Origin of the sequence: Mesorhizobium sp. DCY119 (assembly GCF_003590645.1) — a bacterium.
Classification (GTDB): domain Bacteria; phylum Pseudomonadota; class Alphaproteobacteria; order Rhizobiales; family Rhizobiaceae; genus Mesorhizobium_M.
Genome location: NZ_CP031834.1, coordinates 4,633,308 through 4,655,844, shown reverse-complemented (window position 1 = coordinate 4,655,844; position 22,537 = coordinate 4,633,308). Strand labels below are relative to the sequence as shown.

Below are 22,537 nucleotides of genomic sequence, written 5' to 3'. Positions count from 1 at the left end.
GATTCACCACTGGTTACAGCCTTACCTTGTCTTTCATGTTTGTTGCAATTGTAAAAAGACCACAGGCCAGGCAGTAAAATGTGACGTTGATCAAGATAACCGATTCAACCTTGAGGAATTGCTCAAGGTCGTTAAAGGTAGGCAAGTTTGGTGGGGTGAGTATCGAATCAGTCCACTAATGGCTGTTGTTCGGTGGGCTGCCGGAAGCGGTCGGGCGCGGGGGGCTAAACTTCAAGGGTTGCTTTATTAGCAATCTCTGCGAGTGCGGCTATGAATGAACGCTTCCGTGACCCGAAGTCCAGCTCAACCGGCGGTGCCGCTTCTTCTCGCAAATCCCATAATAAATACGCCGCCATGCTCATGGAACTCGAGCAGCGCATCGCGTTCGATGCTGCCGGTGCTGCGGCCGCTGAGAAAGCCCAGCATGCAGAGCCGTCGCATCCTGCCGAGGTGTCGCAGGATGGCAGCTCCGGCAATTCCGATCATGCCGCCCTGGTGGAAGCGCTGAGGCACACCGTGCCGGAAACGGGGGATGCTCCTCAGCCAGAAGTTGAGAAGCCCAGTCAGGTTGTTTTCGTCGACAGCTCGGTTCCCGATTATGACGAGCTTCTGAAGGGCATCGAGGGCGATTATGAAATCGTCGTGCTCGATGCCAACAGGGACGGCGTCGAGCAGATGGCGCAGGTTCTCCAGAACATGGAGGGCGTGCAGGCCATCCACATCATCTCACACGGCAATCAGGGCACGCTGTCGCTTGGCTCGGCGACGCTGACCACGGAGTCGATGACCGGTGAATACAAGGATGAATTGCAGAGTCTGCGATCTGTCCTGACGGACGATGCCGATATCATGATCTATGGCTGCAACTTCGCCCAGGGCGAAGCCGGCATACGCGCCGCAAACCTGATGAGCGACCTGACCGGCGCCGACGTTGCTGCCACGAGCGACAATACGGGAGCGGAGGAACTCGGCGGCAACTGGGATCTGGAGTATCGCGTCGGGTCAATCGATACCGATGCCATCGATGTCCATGGCTATGACAGCCTGCTTGCCCAGTTGACGATCAACCCGACAGGCGGTGTTTTGGCGAGCGGGGCGGATGGCCTGAGGATCTACGTTACCAATCTCGGCCAGATGCAGGTTCTCTATCAGAACCAAACCCAGTTCTACTCACCGAACAGAACCGATACCGCCATCGACCTGCTCAACGGCATGTACATGGCCGTCGGCACCCAGCTTGTCGGCCCGGACACCAACATCGATGTGGCGGCCAACAGATGGCTGCCACTCAACCAAACACTGACAGGTACCGGTACCGCCGCTGACCCATACGTGGTGACCACCACAATGTACTACAACGCCAATGGTGTTGCTGGCTATCAAGCCAACGCGGACGTTCAGGCAACGGTGCTGACCTCCTACATTGCCGGCGCAAAATACTTCACCAACACTGTGACGGTTACGCCGCCGTCGACCAATACCGCTCAGATAAAATGGTATCACGCGGCAGACACTTACCTTGGCGGCTCCGATGCCGGTCCGGCCTATGCGCTTGCTCCCGGGGTTGGGTCGACAACCAGCACTTCCGCAGACGTCCAGGTGATTGCAACGCGCCGCGACTTCGGCACGGCCAGTGAGGTATTCGTCGGGTTCGCCGAGGTGGATGGCGGACGACAGTTCGATCGCTTCTATTCCGGCGTCTACAATGGTGCGCCTCTTTACAGCACCGGGATGGCGAGCGGCGGCAACATCACCAACACGATCACCACGGCCGCGAGCACGGACAACGGTCTCGGCGTCCAGTTCAACCTCGGTGCCATCACTTCGGCGACGACCTTCAGCTACCGTCTCGTTTTCGATGGCGACACCGCTCTCGACCTCGACGCCAACAACAGTACGGCCACTGGCAACAACTATGTCACGTCCTATGGTGTGGGCAGCAATACGCCTGTCGGCGTCGTCGATTCCGACATTGCCGTCAGCAATGTCATCGCAGACATTTCGCGCGCCACGGTAACCATCGACAATGCGCAGACCGGAGATACGCTGAGCGTCCTCGGCACCTTGCCGTCAGGCATCACCGCGTCGATCGTGGGCAGCACGGTAACACTGACCGGCAGCGCGACTGAGGCGGCCTACCAGGCGGCGCTCCGTCAGGTGATGTTCAATTCAACCAGCGCGGTCCTCGTCAATCGCAGCCTGTCGGTTTCCGTCTTCAATGAGATATCGTCGGATGCGACGACAGCGAACACGACCATCAACATTGGCCGTGCGCCCGTTGTGGATCTGAACTCTGGCACCAATCCGACCGAGATCGTTTCCAATGGCGGCTTCACCGGCACGACCGGCTGGACGACCAGCGGAACGGGTGCAACCAGCAATGGCGGCTTTGCCTGGACGGGAGACAACGCCACCGGCGCGTTGTCTCAAACCGGAATAACAGGCTGGGATGTTGGCTCCGCACCGTCGGGTGCTGCGCAGCTGACATTCGAGTTCGGCTGGAACAACCCGTCGGGTGCGTTGGCCGACAACAGTTCGTCGGCGACGTTGGAAATATCGGTCGGCGGTGTCGTCTATGCGCGGATCACCAGCGGCAACACGTCCGGAGCGGCCAATACGGCGACGATCACCTATCTGAATGGCGCATCGGGCAGTCCCGCTACCGTTGCCAGCTCGACCTTCGGCGCCTGGACGCGCACGCCGATCACAATCAACCTGCCGTCTACCGTCGCCGCGACGGGCGCGCTCGCGTTTGCCTACGACTCGGGCGGCAACATTCTGTTCCCCGGCCGTGACGACATGTTCATCGACAATGTCAGCGTGCTGACCCAGGTCGATGCGACTGCCGGGGTGAATTTCAGCGGCGCCTATACCGAAAACGGAACGCCGGTCGCCATATCCGATACGGACAACACGGTGCGCGATGTCGACAGCACCACCATGGCATCGGCGACGATCGTACTGACGAATGCTTTCGCCGGCGACGTTCTCAATGTCGGGGCGCTGCCCGCAGGCATCGCCAGTTCCATCGACACGTCCGTCGCGGGGCAGATAACCCTGCGCTTGACCGGCGTGGCGACGAAAGCGGACTACGCGACGGCGATCCGCGGCATCACTTTCTCCAACACCGGAGACAACCCGTCGACGACCGCGCGCGTCATCAACGTGACCGTTAATGACGGCGCGCTGAATTCTGCCGTGGCGACGACGACGATCACTGTTGCTGCGGTCAACGACGCGCCAGTCAACGGTCTGCCGGCTTCAGGCTGGACGACCAATGAAGATACCAGCCTCGTTCTCAATGGATTGTCCGTCGCCGATCCGGACGCGGGTGCGGGAACGATCACGGTTACGCTGAATGTCGACTCGGGCGCGCTGACCGCCGCGAACGCAGGGAGCGTGACGGTCGCCGGTTCGGGCACGTCCTCGATCACGCTGACGGGTACGCTCGCCAACATAAACGCATATCTCGCCGCTGCTTCCGCGCCTGTATACGTTCCGGTTGCCAACGCCAACGGTCCTGTAAACTTGCAGATGGTGACCAATGACGGCGGCAACACCGGTACCGGCGGCGCTCTGACGGACACCGATGCCCGCACGATCACCATCACCCCCGTCAACGACGTGCCCACGATCGACCTTGATGCGTCAGGCGCGGGGACCGGCTTCAGCTCGACCTACACCGAGGGCGCAACGGCAGCCGTCATTGCCGACACCGACAGCCTGATCGTCGATGTCGACAGTGCCAACATGACGTCGGCAACGATCGTCATTACCAACGCGCAGGCCGGCGATCTGCTGTCGACTGCCGGACCCTTGCCCGGCGGGATCACCGCGACATGGAACCCCGCCACGTTCACGCTCACGCTGACGGGCTCCGCGACCAAGGCCGCCTACGAGACGGCGATCGAGCTGATCCGCTATTCGTCGACCTCCGACAACCCAACCGCTGGCGGCGCCGCAACATCCCGGACAATCAACGTCACCGTCAATGACGGCGAGCTTAATTCGAATACGGCGGTCGCTGTCGTGACGATCACCGACGTCAACGACGCGCCGGTGAACACATTGCCGACCGCCGGCTGGACCACCAATGAAGATACCAGCCTCGTGCTGACCGGCATTTCGGTCAGCGATCCCGATACCAATAGCGGGACGGTCATCGTCACGCTCAGCGTCAACTCCGGCATCATCACTGCGGCGTCAGGGGGCGGCGTCAGCGTCTTCGGTTCCGGCACAGGCCCGGTTACTTTCACCGGCACGCTTGCGGCGCTGAATGCCTATTTCGCCTCGGCCTCGGCACCCGTCTTCACGCCGGCCGTGGACACAAACGGGCCTGTCACGTTGACGATGACGACCAATGACGGCGGCAATTCCGGCACCGGCGGTGCGCTCACCGACACCGACACCCGCACCATCACCGTCAACCCGGTCAATGATGCGCCCATCCTCGACCTCGATGCGTCGGGCGGCGGAACCGGCTTCTCCACCACCTACACCGAAAACGGTGCCGGAGTGGCGATCGCCGATACCGACAGCCTGATCACCGATATCGACAGCGCCAACATGACGTCGGCAACGATCGTCATCGCCAATGGCCAGGCCGGCGATGTGCTTGCGATTGCGGGCGGTCTTCCGGCAGGGATCACCGCCAACTGGAATCCTGCGACCTTCACGCTGACACTGACCGGCTCGGCGACCAAGGCCGACTACGAGACAGCGCTTGAGCAGGTGCGCTTCTCCTCGACGTCCGAGAATCCGTCGACGACCCAACGATCCATCAATGTCACGGTCAATGATGGTGCTGCGAACTCCAACACCGCTGTCGCCAGCGTCAATGTCATCGCCGTCAACGATGCGCCGGTGAATGCCGTCCCGGTCTCGGCTACCGTTTCGGAGGACGTGCTGACGGCGATATCCGGCATCTCGGTTGCCGATGTCGATAGCGGCACGATGACGGTTACCCTGTCCGTCGCCAACGGCACGCTTTCCCCATCCGTCATCGCTGGCACGGTCACCGGCAACAACACCGGCACCGTTACGGTTTCCGGTACCCAGGCACAGGTGAACAGCGTTCTCGCCTCCTTGCGCTACCAGGGCAATGCGGATTTCAACGGCAGCGATACGCTGACGGTCGTGTCGTCCGATGGAACACTGAGCGATACCGACACCGTCGCGATTTCGGTGACGCCGGTTGCCGATATCGTCGCCGACAATGTCACGACTGCCGAAGATACGCCGATCAGCTTCAACGCCATCACCGGCACCAACGGAGCGTCGGCGGATAACTTTGAAAGCGCAGGGCGCGCGATCACCGCGGTGACCCAGCCTCCGGCAGGACAGGGCTCGGTAGCCTTCAATGCCGATGGTACGCTCACCTACACCCCGGCTGCCGATTTCAGCGGCACGACATCATTCACCTACACGGTGACATCGGGCGGCGTGACTGAAACCGCGACCGTCACCGTTACCGTCAATGCCGTGAATGATGCACCGGTCAACACCTTGCCCGCCGCAGGTTGGACCACCAACGAAGACACGGCTGTGGCGCTGGCGGGCATTTCCGTTGCTGACTCCGACGCTGGTGGCGGCACGATCACCGTCACGCTGGGTGTCGGCGCCGGCACGCTGACTGCAACTGCCGGCGCGGGGGTCGCTGTGAGCGGTTCAGGCAGCGGCTCGCTGACGCTGACCGGCACGCTGGCGAACATCAACGCCTATCTGGCATCGACTGCTGCACCGCTCTTTGTGCCGGCACCCGATGCGAACGGCCCCGTGACGCTGACGATGACCACCAATGACGGCGGCAATACCGGCTCGGGCGGAGCGTTGACGGATACCGATACGCGCACGATCACTGTCGCGTCGGTCAACGATGCGCCGGTCAATACGATGCCGGCCAGCTATGCGACGAACGAGGACACAGCGCTCGGCCTGACGGGGCTGCAGATTGCCGATATCGATGCCGCGAGCGGCACCATGACCGTGGTCCTGTCGGTCAGTTCGGGCAATCTCACTGCCGTTGCTGCAGGCGGTGTAACCGTTGCCGGCTCGGGCGCATCCTCGATCACACTGACGGGCACGCTCGCCAACATCAATGCATTCGTGTCGGGTGCTTCGCGCCCGACCTTTATCCCGGCAACGGATTTCAACGGGCCTGTCACGCTGACGATGACAACCAGCGACGGCGGCAACACCGGCTCCGGCGGCGTGCTGAGCGACACCGACACACGCACGATCACCGTCAACCCGATCAATGATGGACCTGTGCTGGATCTCGACGCGTCAGGTTCCGGAACCGGCTACTCCACCGGCTATACGGAAAACGGCGCTGGCGTCGCCATCGTCGACACGGACAGCCTCATCACCGACATCGACAGCGCCAACATGGCGTCGGCAACGCTCGTCATTGCCAATGGCCAGGCCGGCGACGTGCTGTCGATTGCCGGTACGCTGCCGACGGGGATCACCGCGACCTGGAATCCCGCAACCTTCACACTGACGCTGACCGGTTCGGCAACCAAGGCGGACTATGAGACGGCGCTGGAGCAGGTGCGCTATGCCTCGACATCGGACAATCCTTCGACCGTCACGCGTACGGTCAATGTGACCGTCAACGATGGTGCTGCGGACTCGAACACCGCCGTGGCTACGGTCACGGTGGCGGCAGTCAATGACGCGCCGGTCAACACACTTCCGGCAGCCGGCTGGACCGTCAACGAAGACACCACGCTTGCGCTGACCGGGTTGTCGGTGAGCGATCCCGATGCGGGTGCAAGCACGATCGCCGTCACATTAAGCGTCGGTTCGGGCACATTGACGGCGGCCAATGGCGGCGGTGTCTCGGTCGCAGGTTCCGGCACTGGCACGATCACGTTGACGGGGACGCTTGCGTCCATCAACACCTATCTCGCATCCGCCGCCGCGCCGGCCTATGCGCCGGTGGCGGATTTCAATGGCCCGGTAACGCTCAGCATGACGAGCAGCGACGGTATCGAGACCGATGCGGACACGCGCACCATCACGGTGACGCCGGTTGCAGATATCGTGAACGATGCCGCCACAACCGGTGAAGACGCAGCGGTCACGATCAATGTGGATGCAAATGACAGCTTCGAAAACGCTGGCCATGCAATCACCGCGGTCAACGGAAGCTCGATCGTAGCGAACGGTGTCGTATCGGTTGCCAACGGCACGGTCAGGCTCAATGCGGATGGTACGCTGACCTTTACGCCGAATGCCGACTACAATGGCGTGGCGAATTTCTCCTATACCGTTACCTCCGGCGGCGTGACGGAAACGGCGACTGTCAGCGTCACGGTCACGGCGGTGAACGATGCGCCCGTCAACACCATTCCCGGCGCACAGTCGATCGCTGAAGATACCTCGCTTGCCATCGACGGCGTTACCGTGGCCGATGTCGATGGCGGCACGCTGACGACCACCTTGACCGTCACCAATGGCACGCTTGCCGTGACCGCTGGCGGCGGGGCGACGATCGGTGGAAACGGTACTGGCACAGTGACCATTTCCGGAACGGCAGCTCAGATCAACGCGGCACTGGCGGGCCTGACCTACGATGCGACCGCGGATTACAACGGCCCGGCGCAGCTGACTGTTCAGACCTCCGACGGCACGCTTTCCGATAGCGATATCGTTGCAATCACCGTCACGCCGGTGGCCGATATCGTCGCCGACACCGTTACGACAAACGAAGACACGCCGATAAGCTTCAACGTCATTACCGGCACCAATGGCGCTTCGGCGGACAGCTTCGAGAATCCGGGCCGCGTCATTTCCGCCGTCACCCAGCCGCCGGCTGGGCAGGGGGTCGTTTCGTTCAACGCCAACGGTACGATCACCTTTACACCTGCCCTGAATTTCAACGGCACGACGAGCTTCACCTACACGGTAACCTCCGGCGGCGTGACGGAGACCGCCACGGTTACGGTTACCGTCAATCCGGTGAACGATGCGCCGGTCAACACGGTGCCGACCGCGCAGACGACGGCAGAAGACACCACGATTGTCTTCACGCCGTCCGCCGGCAATCCGATCACCGTCAACGACGTCGACGGCGGTACGCTCACGGTGACGCTGTCGGTTACGAACGGCACGTTTTCGCTGGCCGGCACTGCCGGCCTGACATTCTCCACGGGCGATGGCACGTCCGATACGACGATGACCTTCTCCGGCACGGCGGCGGCAATCAATGCCGCCCTGGCTGGTGCCGGTTATATCCCTACGGCCGATTACAACGGGCCGGCACAGATCAGCATCCAGACCTCCGACGGCACGCTTGTCGACAACAACACGATAGCGATCACCGTTACGCCGGTGGCCGACATAAGCGACGACAACGCCTCGACGGATGAAGACGTGCCCGTAACGATCTCCGTGCTCGCCAATGACAGTTTCGAAAACACCGGCCGTGCCATCACGGCGGTCAACGGGCTTGCTGTCACGCCGAACGGCGCGGCGGTCGCCGTCGCCAACGGCACCGTGCAGCTCAACACGGCCGGGCAGCTCATCTTCACCCCGACGACGGGTTTCAACGGCGGTCTCAGTTTCACCTATACGGTGACTTCCGGCGGGGTAACCGAAACGGCGACGGTGAATGTCGCGGTCGCCTCCATCAACACCCCGCCGACCAACACCCTGCCGTCGGCCTATTCGACACTCGAAGATACCGGGCTCGGTCTTACCGGTTTGCAGATAGCAGATGCCGATGCCGGCTCGGGCACGGTTTCCGTGACACTTTCCGTCGATGCAGGCGCGTTGACTGCCGGCGCGGCCGGCGGCGTCACCGTGAGCGGTTCGGGCAGCGGCTCGATTACGCTCTCCGGCACGCTTGCCGACATCAACGCCTATCTTGCCGGCGCGACACGGCCGACCTATACGCCCGCCGCCAATGCGACTGCCAGCGTGACGCTGACCATGACCACAAGCGACAACGGCAATACCGGCGGCCCGGCGCTTGTCGATGTCGATACGTCAACGATCACGATCACGCCGGTCAATGATGCGCCGGCCGGGACGAACCGCACCGTGACGATTGGCGAAGACACGAGCTTCACCTTTACCGCTGCCGATTTCGGCTTCTCCGATCCGAATGACAGCCCCAACAACACGCTTGCGGCGGTCGTCATCACAACGGTCCCTTCCAATGGCGTGCTGTCGCTCGGTGGAACGCCGGTGACGGCGGGCCAGGTGATCACGGCGGCAAATATCGGCAACCTGACCTGGACGCCGGCCGCCAACGCAAACGGCACCGCCCTGGCGTCGTTCACCTTCCAGGTGCGCGACAATGGCGGCACGGCCAATGGCGGACAGGATACCGACCAGACGCCGAATGTCTTCACCTTCAACGTCACGTCCGTGAATGATGCGCCAGAAAATACTTTGCCGGCTTCATACGGTGTGAACGAGGACACCGCGCTCGGCCTTACGGGCTTGCAGATCAGCGACGTGGATGCGGCAGGCGGCGTTGTCACGGTCACGCTGAATGTAGGCTCGGGCACCTTGTCCGCGCTGGCCGGCGCCGGCGTTGGCGTCAGCGGTTCTGGCAGCGGCACGCTTGTGCTCTCCGGTACGGTTGCCAATCTGAACGCATACCTTGCCTCGGCGTCCCGGCCGACCTTCACTCCGGTCGCCAATTTCAACGGCCCTGTTACCCTGACGATGACGACCAGCGACGGCGGCAACACCGGTGCCGGCGGCGTCCTGACCGACACCGACACGACGGTCATCACCGTTGCACCGGTCAACGATGCTCCTGTCGCGGCCGACACAGCGATCGTGACCAACGAAGACGTGCCTTTCACCGGCAACCTGCCGACGGCCACCGATGTCGATGGCGACACGCTGACCTACGGTGCGGGTGCAACCGCGCCGGCGCATGGCACCGTCACCATCAATCCGGATGGCAGCTACACTTATACGCCAGCGTTGAACTATGGCGGCCCTGATACCTTCACCTACACGGTGAACGACGGAACCGTGACGGTGGAGTACACGGTCACCGTCACCGTTAATCCGGTCAATGATGCGCCGGTGGCCGTCAATGATGCAGCGCAGACGGATGCCAACACCGCCGCCAACGTCAACGTCGTCACCAACGACACCGACGCGGACGGCGACACCTTGACGGTCGCGCAGGTCAACGGGGCGCCCGCCAATGTCGGTACTGCCGTAGCAGGCTCCAATGGCGGCACTTTCACCGTCGGTGCGGACGGTGTGGCCGTGTTCAATCCGGCCGGCGCTTTTGCCGATCTCGCCGCGGGCCAGACGCGAACCACCTCGGTGACATATCAGATCTCCGATGGCCACGGCGGTGTCGATACGGCGACGCTGACGATCACCGTCATCGGAACGGACGATGCCCCGGTATCGACGCCGATCCCGGGCCAGGCCTCCAATGACGCGCAGGCGGTCACGCTCGATGTAAGCGGCAATTTCAGCGACCCGGATGCCGGCGACACGTTGACCTTCACCGCGACCGGCTTGCCGGCTGGGCTGACCATCGATCCCGCGACCGGCGTTATCTCCGGGACGATCGACCGCAGCGCCAGTGTCTCAGCCCCCTATGCGGTCACCGTTACCGCGACCGACAGCACCGGCTTGCAGACGAGCCGGAACTTCACCTGGGCGGTTCTGAACCCCGCGCCGGTCGCCCGCAACGATGCGCTGGCGACAACTGAAAATACGGCACTCGGCGGCTCGGTCTTTGCCGACAACGGCAACGGCGCCGACAGCGACCCGGATGGTGATCCGATAGTGGTTTCCGCGGTTGGCGGCAGTGCCGCCGGCGTAGGCGCTGCGGTGACGGGCTCCAACGGCGGCACCTTCACCATCAACGCCGACGGTACCTATAGTTTCGTACCCGGAACGAGCTTTGATGATCTTGCTGCGGGGCAGACGCGAACGACGACGGTTGCCTATACGATCTCGGACGGTCAGGGCGGAACATCGACGGCGGTCGTCTCGGTTACGGTGACAGGCCAGAACGATGTGCCGGTTGCAGCCAACGACACCTTCACGACCAATGAGGATACGCCTGTCACGTTCGACGTGCGCACCAATGACAGCGATGTCGACGGCGGCACGCTCGCGGTCACCCAGATCGATGGCCAGAACATTACCGCAGGAGGGTCGGTGGCCGTCACCGGCGGCACTGTCACGCTGAATGCCAGCGGCACGCTGACATTTACGCCAGCGCCCGATTTCAACGGCACGCCGTCCTTCACCTATACGGTTTCGGACGGGCAGGGCGGCACGGCGACTGCCACGGTGAACGGCACGGTCAATCCGGTACAGGACCCGCCGGTTGCTGCCAATGACACCTTCACGACCAACGAGGATGTCGCCGCCACATTCGACGTGCGCGGCAATGACAGCGATCCCGATGGCGATGCACTCTCCGTGACGCAGATCAACGGCACGAACATCGCACCCGGCGGCTCGGTCGCAGTTACCGGTGGCACGGTTACGCTGAACGCCGATGGCACGCTGACCTTCACGCCGACTGCCAATTTCAACGGCGCGCCGTCCTTCACCTATACGATCTCGGACGGCCAGGGCGGCACAGCGACGGCGACAGTCAACGGAACGGTCGTTCCGGTGCAGGACGCGCCAGTGGCTGTCGACGATGGCTTCACCACGAATGAGGATGTCGCGGTGAATATCGCTGTGCTGGGCAATGATAGCGACGCCGACGGCGATCCGCTGACGATCACGCAGATCGACAGCCAGGCCATTGCCGTTGGCGGGTCCGTTGCCGTGACTGGCGGTACGGTGGTGCTTAACGCCAATGGCACGCTCACCTTCACGCCCACTGCCAATTTCAACGGTTCGCCTTCCTTCACCTATACCGTGTCCGATGGCCAGGGCGGCACGGCGACGGCGGCGGTGAACGGCACCGTCAATCCCGTGAATGACCCGCCGGTTGCGGTGGATGACACATTCACCACCAATGAAGACACCGCGGCCGTCTTCGACGTCCGAACCAACGACACCGACATTGAGGGCGATGCGCTCTCGGTGACGCAGATCAACGGCCAGAACATCGCGGCAGGTGGCTCGGTCGCGGTTGCGGGCGGCACAGTCTCGCTCGGCGCGGATGGCCGGCTGACCTTTACGCCCACTGCCAATTTCAACGGTGCGCCATCCTTCACCTATACGATTTCGGACGGGCAGGGCGGCACGGCGACCGCAACTGTCAGCGGCACGGTCGCTGCAGTCAACGATCCGCCGGTGGCGGTGAATGACGGATTCACCACCAACGAAGACACGCCGGTCATCATCGATGTCCGCGCCAATGACAGCGATATCGATGGCGACGGCATCACGATCACGCAGATAAACGGCACGAACATAGCCGTCGGCGGTTCTGTCCCTGTCACCGGCGGCAGCGTGATGCTCAATTCGGACGGCACGCTGACATTTGCGCCCAACGCCAATTTCAACGGCACGCCATCCTTCACCTACACGATCTCGGACGGCCAAGGCGGCACGGCGACCGCAACCGTCAGCGGCACGGTCGTCGCAATCAACGACGCGCCGGTGTCATCGGATGCGACCGTCACGACGCCGGAAGACGGCACCCTCAACGGCACCTTGCCACCCGCTACCGATCTCGACGGCGACACGGTGATCTATTCGGCGGGCACGACCACGCCGGGGCATGGTTCCGTCACGATCAATCCAGACGGAACCTACAGTTACGTTCCCGGCCCGAACTTCAACGGCACGGACAGGTTCAGTTTCGTTGTCAGCGACGGCAATGGCGGCACGAACGAGTACACGATAACCGTCAATGTCACGGCGCAGAACGATGCGCCCGTCGGCACAGCTATTCCCGACCGGGCGCATCCGGACGCAACCAGCATCAATTTCAACGTTTCCGGTTTCTTCAGCGACGTCGATGGCGATACGCTGAGCTTCGCGCAGACCGGGTTGCCGGCCGGCCTGAGCATCAACGCGGCAGGCGTTATTTCAGGCACCATCGATCGGCAGGCAAGCCAGGGCGGGCCGAGCGGAAACGGTGTCTATACGGTCACGGTGACAGCCAGCGACGGCAATGGCGGCACGACCAGCGAGACATTCACCTTCACGGTGAGCAATCCGCCGCCGGTCGCGGTCAACGACACTGCCGCGACGAACGAGGACACGTCGGTCACCATCAATGTGCTCGATGGTTCGGCAAGCGGCGGCACGGCCGATAGCGATCCGGACGGTGACTCGCTGACGGTAACGGCAGCCAGTGCCGCCAACGGCACGGTGACCATCGGCGCGAATGGCCAGGTCACCTATGTGCCGAACACCAATTTCAACGGCACCGACACGATCACCTACACCATCTCGGACGGCAACGGCGGAACGGCCATCGGAACGGTGACGGTAACGATCAATGCGGCCAATGATGCGCCTTCGGGCCTGCCTATCGCGGATCGCACGCGCAACGATGGCGACACGGATTCGATCAACGTGTCGGCCTTCTTCTCCGATGCGGATGGAGACGCGCTGTCCTACTCGGCCACCGGCCTGCCGCCCGGCCTGACCATCGATCCCGCAACCGGCGTGATTTCAGGCAGGATCCAGAACGATGCCTCCGGCTCGACCGGCGAGCAAATCTATACGGTTACGGTGACAGCCAGCGACGGCAATGGCGGAACGACGCCCGTCACCTTCAACTATACCGTCCTCAACCTGCCGCCAGTTGCCGAAGACGACACTGCAACGACGGCCGAGGACACCGCGGTCGATATCGCGATTCTCGCCAACGACAGCGACCCGGACGGCGACACCGATGAGGTGATCCGCGTCAACAATGTGGTGCTGACAGTCGGCGGACCGGCGATCGCGACGGCCAATGGAACGGTTCAGCTGGTGCTCAACGGTGCCGGGCAAGAGGTGCTGCGCTTTACGCCCAACAGTAATTATACCGGCCAGGAATCCTTCACCTACACGATCGACGACCGCAACGGCGGCGTCGATACGGCGACCGTCACGGTCACGGTGACGCCGGTCAACGACGATCCGGTCGTAACCAATCCGATCCCCGATCGCGTGCGCGCGGACGGCCAGGCATTCACCTATGACGTCAGCGATTTCTTCGCCGATCCCGATGGCGATGGCCTCAATTTCGTGATTACCGGCTTGCCGGCGGGGCTGACCTATGATCCCGCGACCGGCGTGATCTCCGGCACGATCGACCACAATGCCAGCCAGGGCGGCACAGGCGGCGTCTATGCCGTCAGCGTAACGGCCTACGACAGATCGGGCGCCACCGGGCTTTCGGTCACCCAGACCTTCGATCTGACGGCGACGAATCCGGCGCCGACGGCTGCCAATGACGCCGTGACGGTCAATGAGGATGCGACCGCATCGTTCAACGTCATCACCGGCGCCGGCACCACGAGCGGGGCGGCGGGAGCCGATACGGATCCGGACGGCGACACGCTGACGGTCACCGCTGCGAGCGCCGGCAACGGCACGGTGACGATCGGCGCCAACGGCCAGTTGAGCTATTCCCCGAACGCCAATTTCAACGGCACCGATACGATCATCTACACGATTTCCGATGGCGACGGCGGCACGTCGACCGCAACGGTCACTGTGACCGTCGTGCCGGTCAACGATGCGCCGACCGTCGCGCCGATCCCGACGCAGATCGACAGTGACGCGCAAGCTGTCAGCTACGATGTCAGCGGTTACTTCGACGACGTTGACGGCGATACGCTGACATTCTCCGCGACGGGTCTGCCGCCCGGCCTGTCCATCGATCCGAATACCGGCATGATCACTGGAACGCTGCCGGCGGATGCCTCAAACAACGATCCCTATGTCGGGACCATCACCGCTTCGGACGGCAATGGCGGCACGGTCCAGCAGACGATCACCTGGATCATTTCCAACCTGCCGCCCAAGGCGTTCAGCGACACGCTGACCGTGTCGGAGAATGCCTCCGGCGGTGGCAATGCTCTTTCCAACGACAGCGATCCCGACGGCGATCCGATCGCGGTCGATCAGGTGAACGGCAATGCAGCCGCTGTCGGCCAGCCCGTCGTCGGCTCCAATGGCGGTACCTTCGTCATCAACGCCAACGGTACATACACCTTCAATCCCGGCACGGCATTCGACGACCTGCAACTCGGAGAAACCCGCACCACCACGGTGACGTATCGCATCACCGATACCGATGGCGGCAGCGACACCGCCACGATCACCGTGACGGTCAATGGCGTCAACGACGCGCCGACTGCGGGCACGATCCCGCCCTACACCCACGCCGACGGCCAGTCGATGACGGCCAATCCGCTGAACGTGGCGGCCTTCTTCCATGATGTCGAAGACGACGCGCTGGCCTTCAGCGCAACCGGTCTGCCACCCGGTCTATCGATGGACGCCGCCGGCAACATCGTTGGCGTCATCGCAAACGATGCTTCCGTCGATGGTCCCTATACGGTGACCGTGACGGCCAGCGACGGCAATGGCGGCACGGTCCAGCAGACCTTCACCTTCAACGTCACCAATCCGGCACCCACGGCGGTCAACGACACCGCGACGACCGCCGAAGACACGCCCATCGACAGCATCGATGTAATCGGCAACGACACCGATCCCGATGGCGATACGCTGTTTGTCGATCCGGCCTTCCCGCCGCAGGCAGGGCACGGCACCGTCACGATCAATCCGGACGGTACGCTGCGCTACGTGCCGGACCTCGACTACAACGGCACCGACACGATCGTCTACCGGGTGAGTGACGGGCAGGGCGGCTTCTCGACAGGCATCGTCACCGTCGATGTCGGCGCGGAGAACGACGCTCCAAGCGTGACGCCGATCCCGAACATGCAGCGCAACGACAGCGATGTCATCAGCCTCAATGTGACCGGCAACTTCTCCGATCCGGAAGGCGACCCGCTGACGTACAGCATCACCGGCCTGCCGCCGGGCCTGACCTATGATGCGGATACCGGCGTCATTTCCGGCAGGATCGCGCCTGACGCCTCCGGCCCGACGGGCAGGCAGAACTATGTCGTCACGGTCACGGCCAGCGATGGCTTCCCGGGCGGCAGCACCTCGACGCAGTTCACCTTCATCGTCAACAATCTGGCGCCGGAAGCGAACAACGATACGGCGACAACGGCCGAGGACACGCCGGTCAACATCCCTGTGCTCGCCAACGACAGCGATCCGGACGGCGATACCGGCGTGGTCATCAGCGTCAACGGCGTCGACCTGATCCTCGACGGCCCATCCGTGCAGACGACCAACGGTTCGGTTCGTCTTGTGATGGATGGCACCGACATGGTGCTGCGCTTTATGCCGAACCCGAACTATGTCGGCACGGAATCCTTCACCTATTCGATCGACGACGGCAACAGCGGCGTAGACACCGCGACCGTCACCATCAGCGTGACCGCGGTGAACGATGCGCCGGTTGCCGGCACCATACCGGACAGGTCGCAGCCGGATTCCTCTGCGGTCAATCTCGACGTCTCGAATTTCTTCAGCGATGTCGATGGCGACGATCTCGACTTCACCGTCACCGGCCTTCCGCCCGGCCTGAGCTATGATCCCGAAACCGGCGTCATCTCGGGCACGCTTGCCGCCAATGCCTCGCAGGGCAGCCCTTATACGGTGACGGTCGTCGCGAATGACCGCGATGGCGGCGCTGGCCTGTCGGCAACGACGAGCTTCATCTTTACCGTGACCAACCCCGCACCGGTTGCGGCGAATGATACGGTCACCACCAGTGAAGACGCTCCGGTAACCTTCAATCCGATCACCGGAGCCGGAACCACCAGCGGCGCCGGCGGTGCGGATAGCGATCCGGATGGTGATCCGCTGATCGTCACGCAGATCGAAGGCCAGCCGATCGCGGCCAATGGAACGGTCGCTGTTGCCACCGGCACCGTGCGCCTGAATGGCGACGGCACCTTGACTTTCACCCCGGCCGCCAACTTCAACGGCACGGCGGTCATCGGCTACCGCATCAGCGACGGCAATGGCGGCTTTGCCGATGCTTCGATCACCGTCACGGTCAATGCCGTCAACGATGTGCCTGCGATAGATCTCAATGCCTCGACCGGGGGAACCGGCAATTCCGCGAGTTTCACCGAGGGCGGCAGCCCGGTGATGATCGCCAATGGCGATGCCGTTGCCTTCGATGTCGAGGACCAGATCGTCAGCCTTGACGTTGCGCTCGCCGGTTTCGTCAATGGCAGCGCCGAGCGCATCCATCTCAACGGGTCGGTCGATCTCGTCTATGGCACTGCCCGTAGTGGAACAATCGCATTTGGCGGCACTAGCTTTGCCTTCACCTATGACGGCGCCAGCGGGCTGCATTTCGAGAATGCAGAAGGCGCGACTGCGCCCATGTCGGGCAGCGCGGTGAGTGCCCTGGTTCGGGCACTGCAATATGACAACACCAGCGACAATCCTGCGACCGGCGCCAGAACGCTCACATTTACCGTGACCGACGCGGAGGGCGCGACATCCGCATCGGCCGTCGCGACGATCACCGTCGTTCCGGTGAACGATAACCCGGTCGCGGTCGATGATACGGCAACCACCGGCGAGAATACGCCGCTGACGGGCAACGCGCCGGGCGTGCTCGGCAACGACAGCGATCCGGAAAGCGATGCACTGGTGGTGACTGCCGTTAATGGCGGAGCCGTGGGCGGCACCGTGACAGGGTCGAATGGCGGCTCATTCACCATCAACCCTGACGGCAGCTACAGTTTCGATCCGCTGACGGCCTTTGACGACCTCCAGGTGGGAGAAACGCGCGCAACCAACGTCACCTACACGGTTTCCGACGGCAATGGCGGCACGGCAACGGCGACGCTGGCCATCGTGGTCACTGGCGCCAATGACGCGCCCGTCGGCGCGAATGATGCCATCACGGCGGTCGAGGACACGCCGTTCACCGGCACCTTGCCGGTAGCGACCGATGTTGACGGAGATAGCCTGACCTATGCGGCAGCGACACAGCCGGCACATGGCTCGGTTTCGATCAGCGCCGACGGCACCTATGTCTACACGCCCGCAGCAGACTACAATGGACCCGACAGCTTCACCTACACGGTGAGCGACGGCACCACGACGGTCACCTACACCGTTTCCATCGACGTGACGCCGGAGCAGGACCCGCCGGTTGGCAGCGACATTCCCGATGCATCCTATGTCGATGCTCAGGCGATCTCCCGTGACGTGTCCGGTTATTTCACGGATATCGACGGCGACACGCTGACTTTCTCGCAGACCGGACTGCCAGCCGGCCTCTCGCTCGACCCGGCGACCGGGCTCATCACCGGCACGGTGGCCAGCGATGCCTCGCAGGTTGGCGGGGGCGTCTATTCCGTGACGATCACCGCGACCGATACTGCCGGCAATCCGGCGAGCGAAACGTTCACGATCACGGTGACCAACCCGGCGCCGATCGCGCGCGACGACAGCGCCGCGACCAACGAGAATACGCCGGTATCCGGCTCGGTCTTCGCCAACAATGGCAATGGTCCCGACAGCGATCCTGATGGCGACACGATCGTGGTCAGCGCCGTGAATGGCGTGCCGGCTGGTGTTGGAATGGGCATTGCCGGCTCGGCAGGCGGCACTTTCACCATCAATGCAGACGGCAGCTATGATTTCGATCCGGGCACGGACTTCGATACGCTGCAGGTTGGCGAAAGCCGCACGACCAGCATCCTCTACACCATCTCGGACGGCCAGGGCGGCACGTCGACGGCAACCTTCACCGTTACCGTGAACGGCCAGAACGATGCGCCGGTCGGCTCGAATACGGCGATCGGAACGCAGGAGGACACGCCGGTCAGCGGCACCTTGCCGGAGGCGACGGATGTCGATGGCGATGCGCTGACCTATGGCGTCGGCTCGCAGCCGGCGAACGGCACCGTGACGGTCAATCCGGACGGCACCTATACCTATACGCCGAACGGCAATTACAACGGCGCCGACAGCTTCACTTACACGGTGACCGATGGCGCCACCACCGTGACCTACACGGTGTCGGTGTCGGTCGGGCCGGTGAACGATCCGCCGGTTGCGCAGGACAACACCCACACGATAGCTGAGGACACGCCGGTCAGCGGATTGATCAGCTTCACCGATGTCGACAATCCGCCCTCGGAAATCACCGTTTCACTGCAAACGGGCCCGGCCAACGGAACCGTAGTCGTCAATGCCGACGGCTCCTACACCTACACGCCGGATGCGAATTTCAACGGAACCGATACTTTCGTTGTCCTTGTCGCCGATGCCGATGGCGGACAAACCACGGCGACGGTGACCATCAATGTCGGGCCGGTCAACGACGCGCCGGTGGCGGTCGACGATACGGCTGCGACGACCGAGAACACCAATGCATCCGGCAACGTCATTCTCGACGTTCCGGGCCGCGACAGCGATGTGGACGGCGACACGTTGACCGTGGTGGGTGTCGGAGCAGCGACGGGCGGCGTGGCAGCCCCGGTCGCAGGCACCAATGGCGGCGCTTTCACAATCCAGCCGGACGGTTCCTTCAATTTCGATCCGGGTACCGATTTCGACAATATGCCGGTCGGCCAGACGCGCATAACGACGATAACCTACACGGTTTCCGACGGTCACGGCGGCACCGATACGGCGACGCTGACGGTCACCGTAACCGGCGTGAACGATGCGCCGAACGCGACGACACTGCCTGCGCAGTCGAACTCCGATGGCGCGGCGGTGTCGCTCGATGCGGGCGCGGCATTCTCCGATGTCGATGGCGATACGCTCACCTTCGACGTCACCGGCCTGCCGCCGGGCCTTACCTTCGATCCGGCAACCGGGCTGATCAGCGGCACCATCGATCGCGATGCATCAGGACCGTCAGGCACGACGAACTACAGCGTGACCGTCATGGCCGATGACGGCAATGGCGGAACGATTGCGCGTACCTTCACCTGGACAGTCACCAATCCCGCGCCCGATGCGGTCAACGACAACTTCACGGTTGCCGAAGACGGTAGCCTTTCCGGTTCGGTGCTTGCGGACAACGGCAATGGTGCCGACAGCGACCCTGACGGCGATCCGCTTTCGGCGTCGCTGGTGACACAGCCGGCCAATGGCTCGGTGGTGCTCAACGCGAATGGGACCTTCACCTATATCCCCAGCGCTGATTTCAACGGCGTAGACAGCTTCACCTACCGGATCAGCGACGGCAATGGCGGCTTCGACACCGCGACCGTCACCATCAACGTGACCGCAGTCAATGACATCCCGGTTGCCCGCAACGACAGCTTTGTCGTCAACGAGGATGGGACCGTCGATATTCCGGTGCTGCAGAACGACAGCGACGTGGATGGCGACACGCTGACGGTAACTGAAATCAATGGCCAGCCGATAGCGGCTGGTGGCTCGGTGGCTGTGACCGGCGGCACGGTGACGTTGAACGCCGATGGGACGCTGCGCTTCACGGCCAACCCCGACTTCAACGGCGCGCCGTCCTTTGCCTATACCGTGTCGGATGGCACCGCGAGCGTTCAGGCGACCGTCAACGGCGTGGTTCTGCCGGTCAACGACGCACCGGTCAACACCCTGCCGCCGACCTTCAACGGCACCGAGGATCAACCGCTGACGCTTGCCGGTCTTGCGGTGACGGATGTCGATGCAGGCAGCGGGCCGATCCGGGTCACGCTGTCGGTGGATGCCGGCACATTGGCGGCAGCCTCGGCCGCAGGTGTCACCGTGACGGGTTCCGGCACCGGTGCCATCACGCTGTCTGGAACGCTGGCTGACATCAATGCCTATCTCGCCGGCGCCTCGGCCCCGGTCTATACGCCGGTTGCCAATTCCAATGATCCGGTCACGCTGTCGATGACGACAAACGATCGTGGCAATACCGGCAGTGGCGGGCCGCTGTCCGACACGGATACGTCAACGATCATCCTGCAGCCGGTCAACGACCTGCCGGTTGCCTCCGGCGCTTCCCACACCACGCGGGAAGACACGCCGGTCGCCGGCGTGATCAGGGCAACGGATGTCGATGGCGATGCCCTGACATTCACGCTGGCCGGCCAGCCGCCGAACGGCACCGTCGTGCTCGATGCCGATGGTACCTACATCTACACCCCGAACGCCGACTTCAACGGCAGCGAGACTTTCCAGGTATCCGTCAATGACGGACATGGCGGGATCACCACCGTAACGGTTACCGTGACTGTCACGCCCGTAAACGACGCGCCGGTGGGCCAGGACACTGCGATCACCGCGACCGAAGACACGCCGTTCACCGGAACCTTGCCGGCGGCAACCGATCCGGAAGGCGATCCGCTGACTTACGGCCTGGGTTCCCAGCCCGGCCATGGCACGGTGACGGTCAACCCGGACGGCAGTTACAGCTACACGCCGGACCCCGACTATAACGGGCCCGACAGCTTCACCTACACAGTGAGCGACGGCAAGACGACGGTGATCTATACCGTCTCCATCGACGTGACGCCGGTCAACGATCCGCCCGTCGGGTCCGACGCAACGATCGACGCCGACGAAGACACGACGCTTCATGGCAGGTTGCCGGTCGCGACCGATGTCGACGGCGATCCGCTGATCTATGGTGCGGGTTCGCAGCCCGGTCATGGCACCTTGGTGGTCAATCCGGACGGTACGTTCACCTACACGCCCGATCCCGACTACAACGGTCCCGACAGCTTCACCTATACGGTGAGCGACGGCACCACGACTCTGACCTACACGATCACGCTCAATGTGCGGCCGTCGGGAGAGACGGAACGTCCGCCGCTTGAGATCGATCCGCCGATGGTCTTCCCCGAAGAGGAAATACCGGGCCCGCCCGACGTTTCCGTTGACGGCGAGATATCGGGATCGATTGGGGATCTCGGCAGCATCTATGACGGCATCACCGCCGACGGGCCAATAGACAGCGTCGTCAACGCCTTCCGCTCGCTCAACAGCATTTCCGGCCTGCCAGCCGAGGGCGCGGTGCTCCATGCGGTTCGAGAGATCGGTGAATGGTCCGACAGCACGAAGCGGATCGATGATCTCATGGTCGAACAGCTGCGTGGCGGCTCGACAATCCACCTGGCCGATGCGGGCGATGACCGGACCTGGTTCGAGGTTGATACGATCTTCAATGAAGGTCTTCTCTATATCCTGATCTCCAGGCGGGGCAGTGGAGAAGCGATCGAGTTTCGGGTGACGCAGGCTGATGGGCGTGCGCTGCCGGCATGGCTGGGTGCTACGCGCAACGGCGTGACGATCGGGCAACCGCCGGCCGGTCTCCAGTTCATCGACCTGCGCGTCCAGGCTGTCAGCGAGGATGGAGTGGTCGAGGATACGTTCCGCCTCGATCTGTCCACCGGTTCGATAACCGGTCACAGTGCCGATCGCCATGCCAGCGTCGGCAACGGGTTTTTCTCCGACCGGCTCCACCACGAACTGAATGGGGGCGAGGAAGAAGCGAACCTGCTCGCGAGGGCGCTGGGCAGTTGGACTGCCCTGCAGATTATCGACCAAGCGTAGTCCG

At 62.9% G+C, this 22,537-nt stretch carries 1 protein-coding gene; it reads left to right on the top strand.

What is annotated here, in order from left to right:
* The first annotated feature begins 354 nt into the window (after positions 1-354).
* Positions 355-22,533 carry an Ig-like domain-containing protein gene (locus DZG07_RS24065; RefSeq protein ID WP_162931701.1) on the top strand — a complete coding sequence of 7,393 codons (22,179 nt, stop codon included), beginning with the start codon at positions 355-357 and terminating at the stop codon, positions 22,531-22,533.
* Positions 22,534-22,537: the final 4 nt, after the last annotated feature.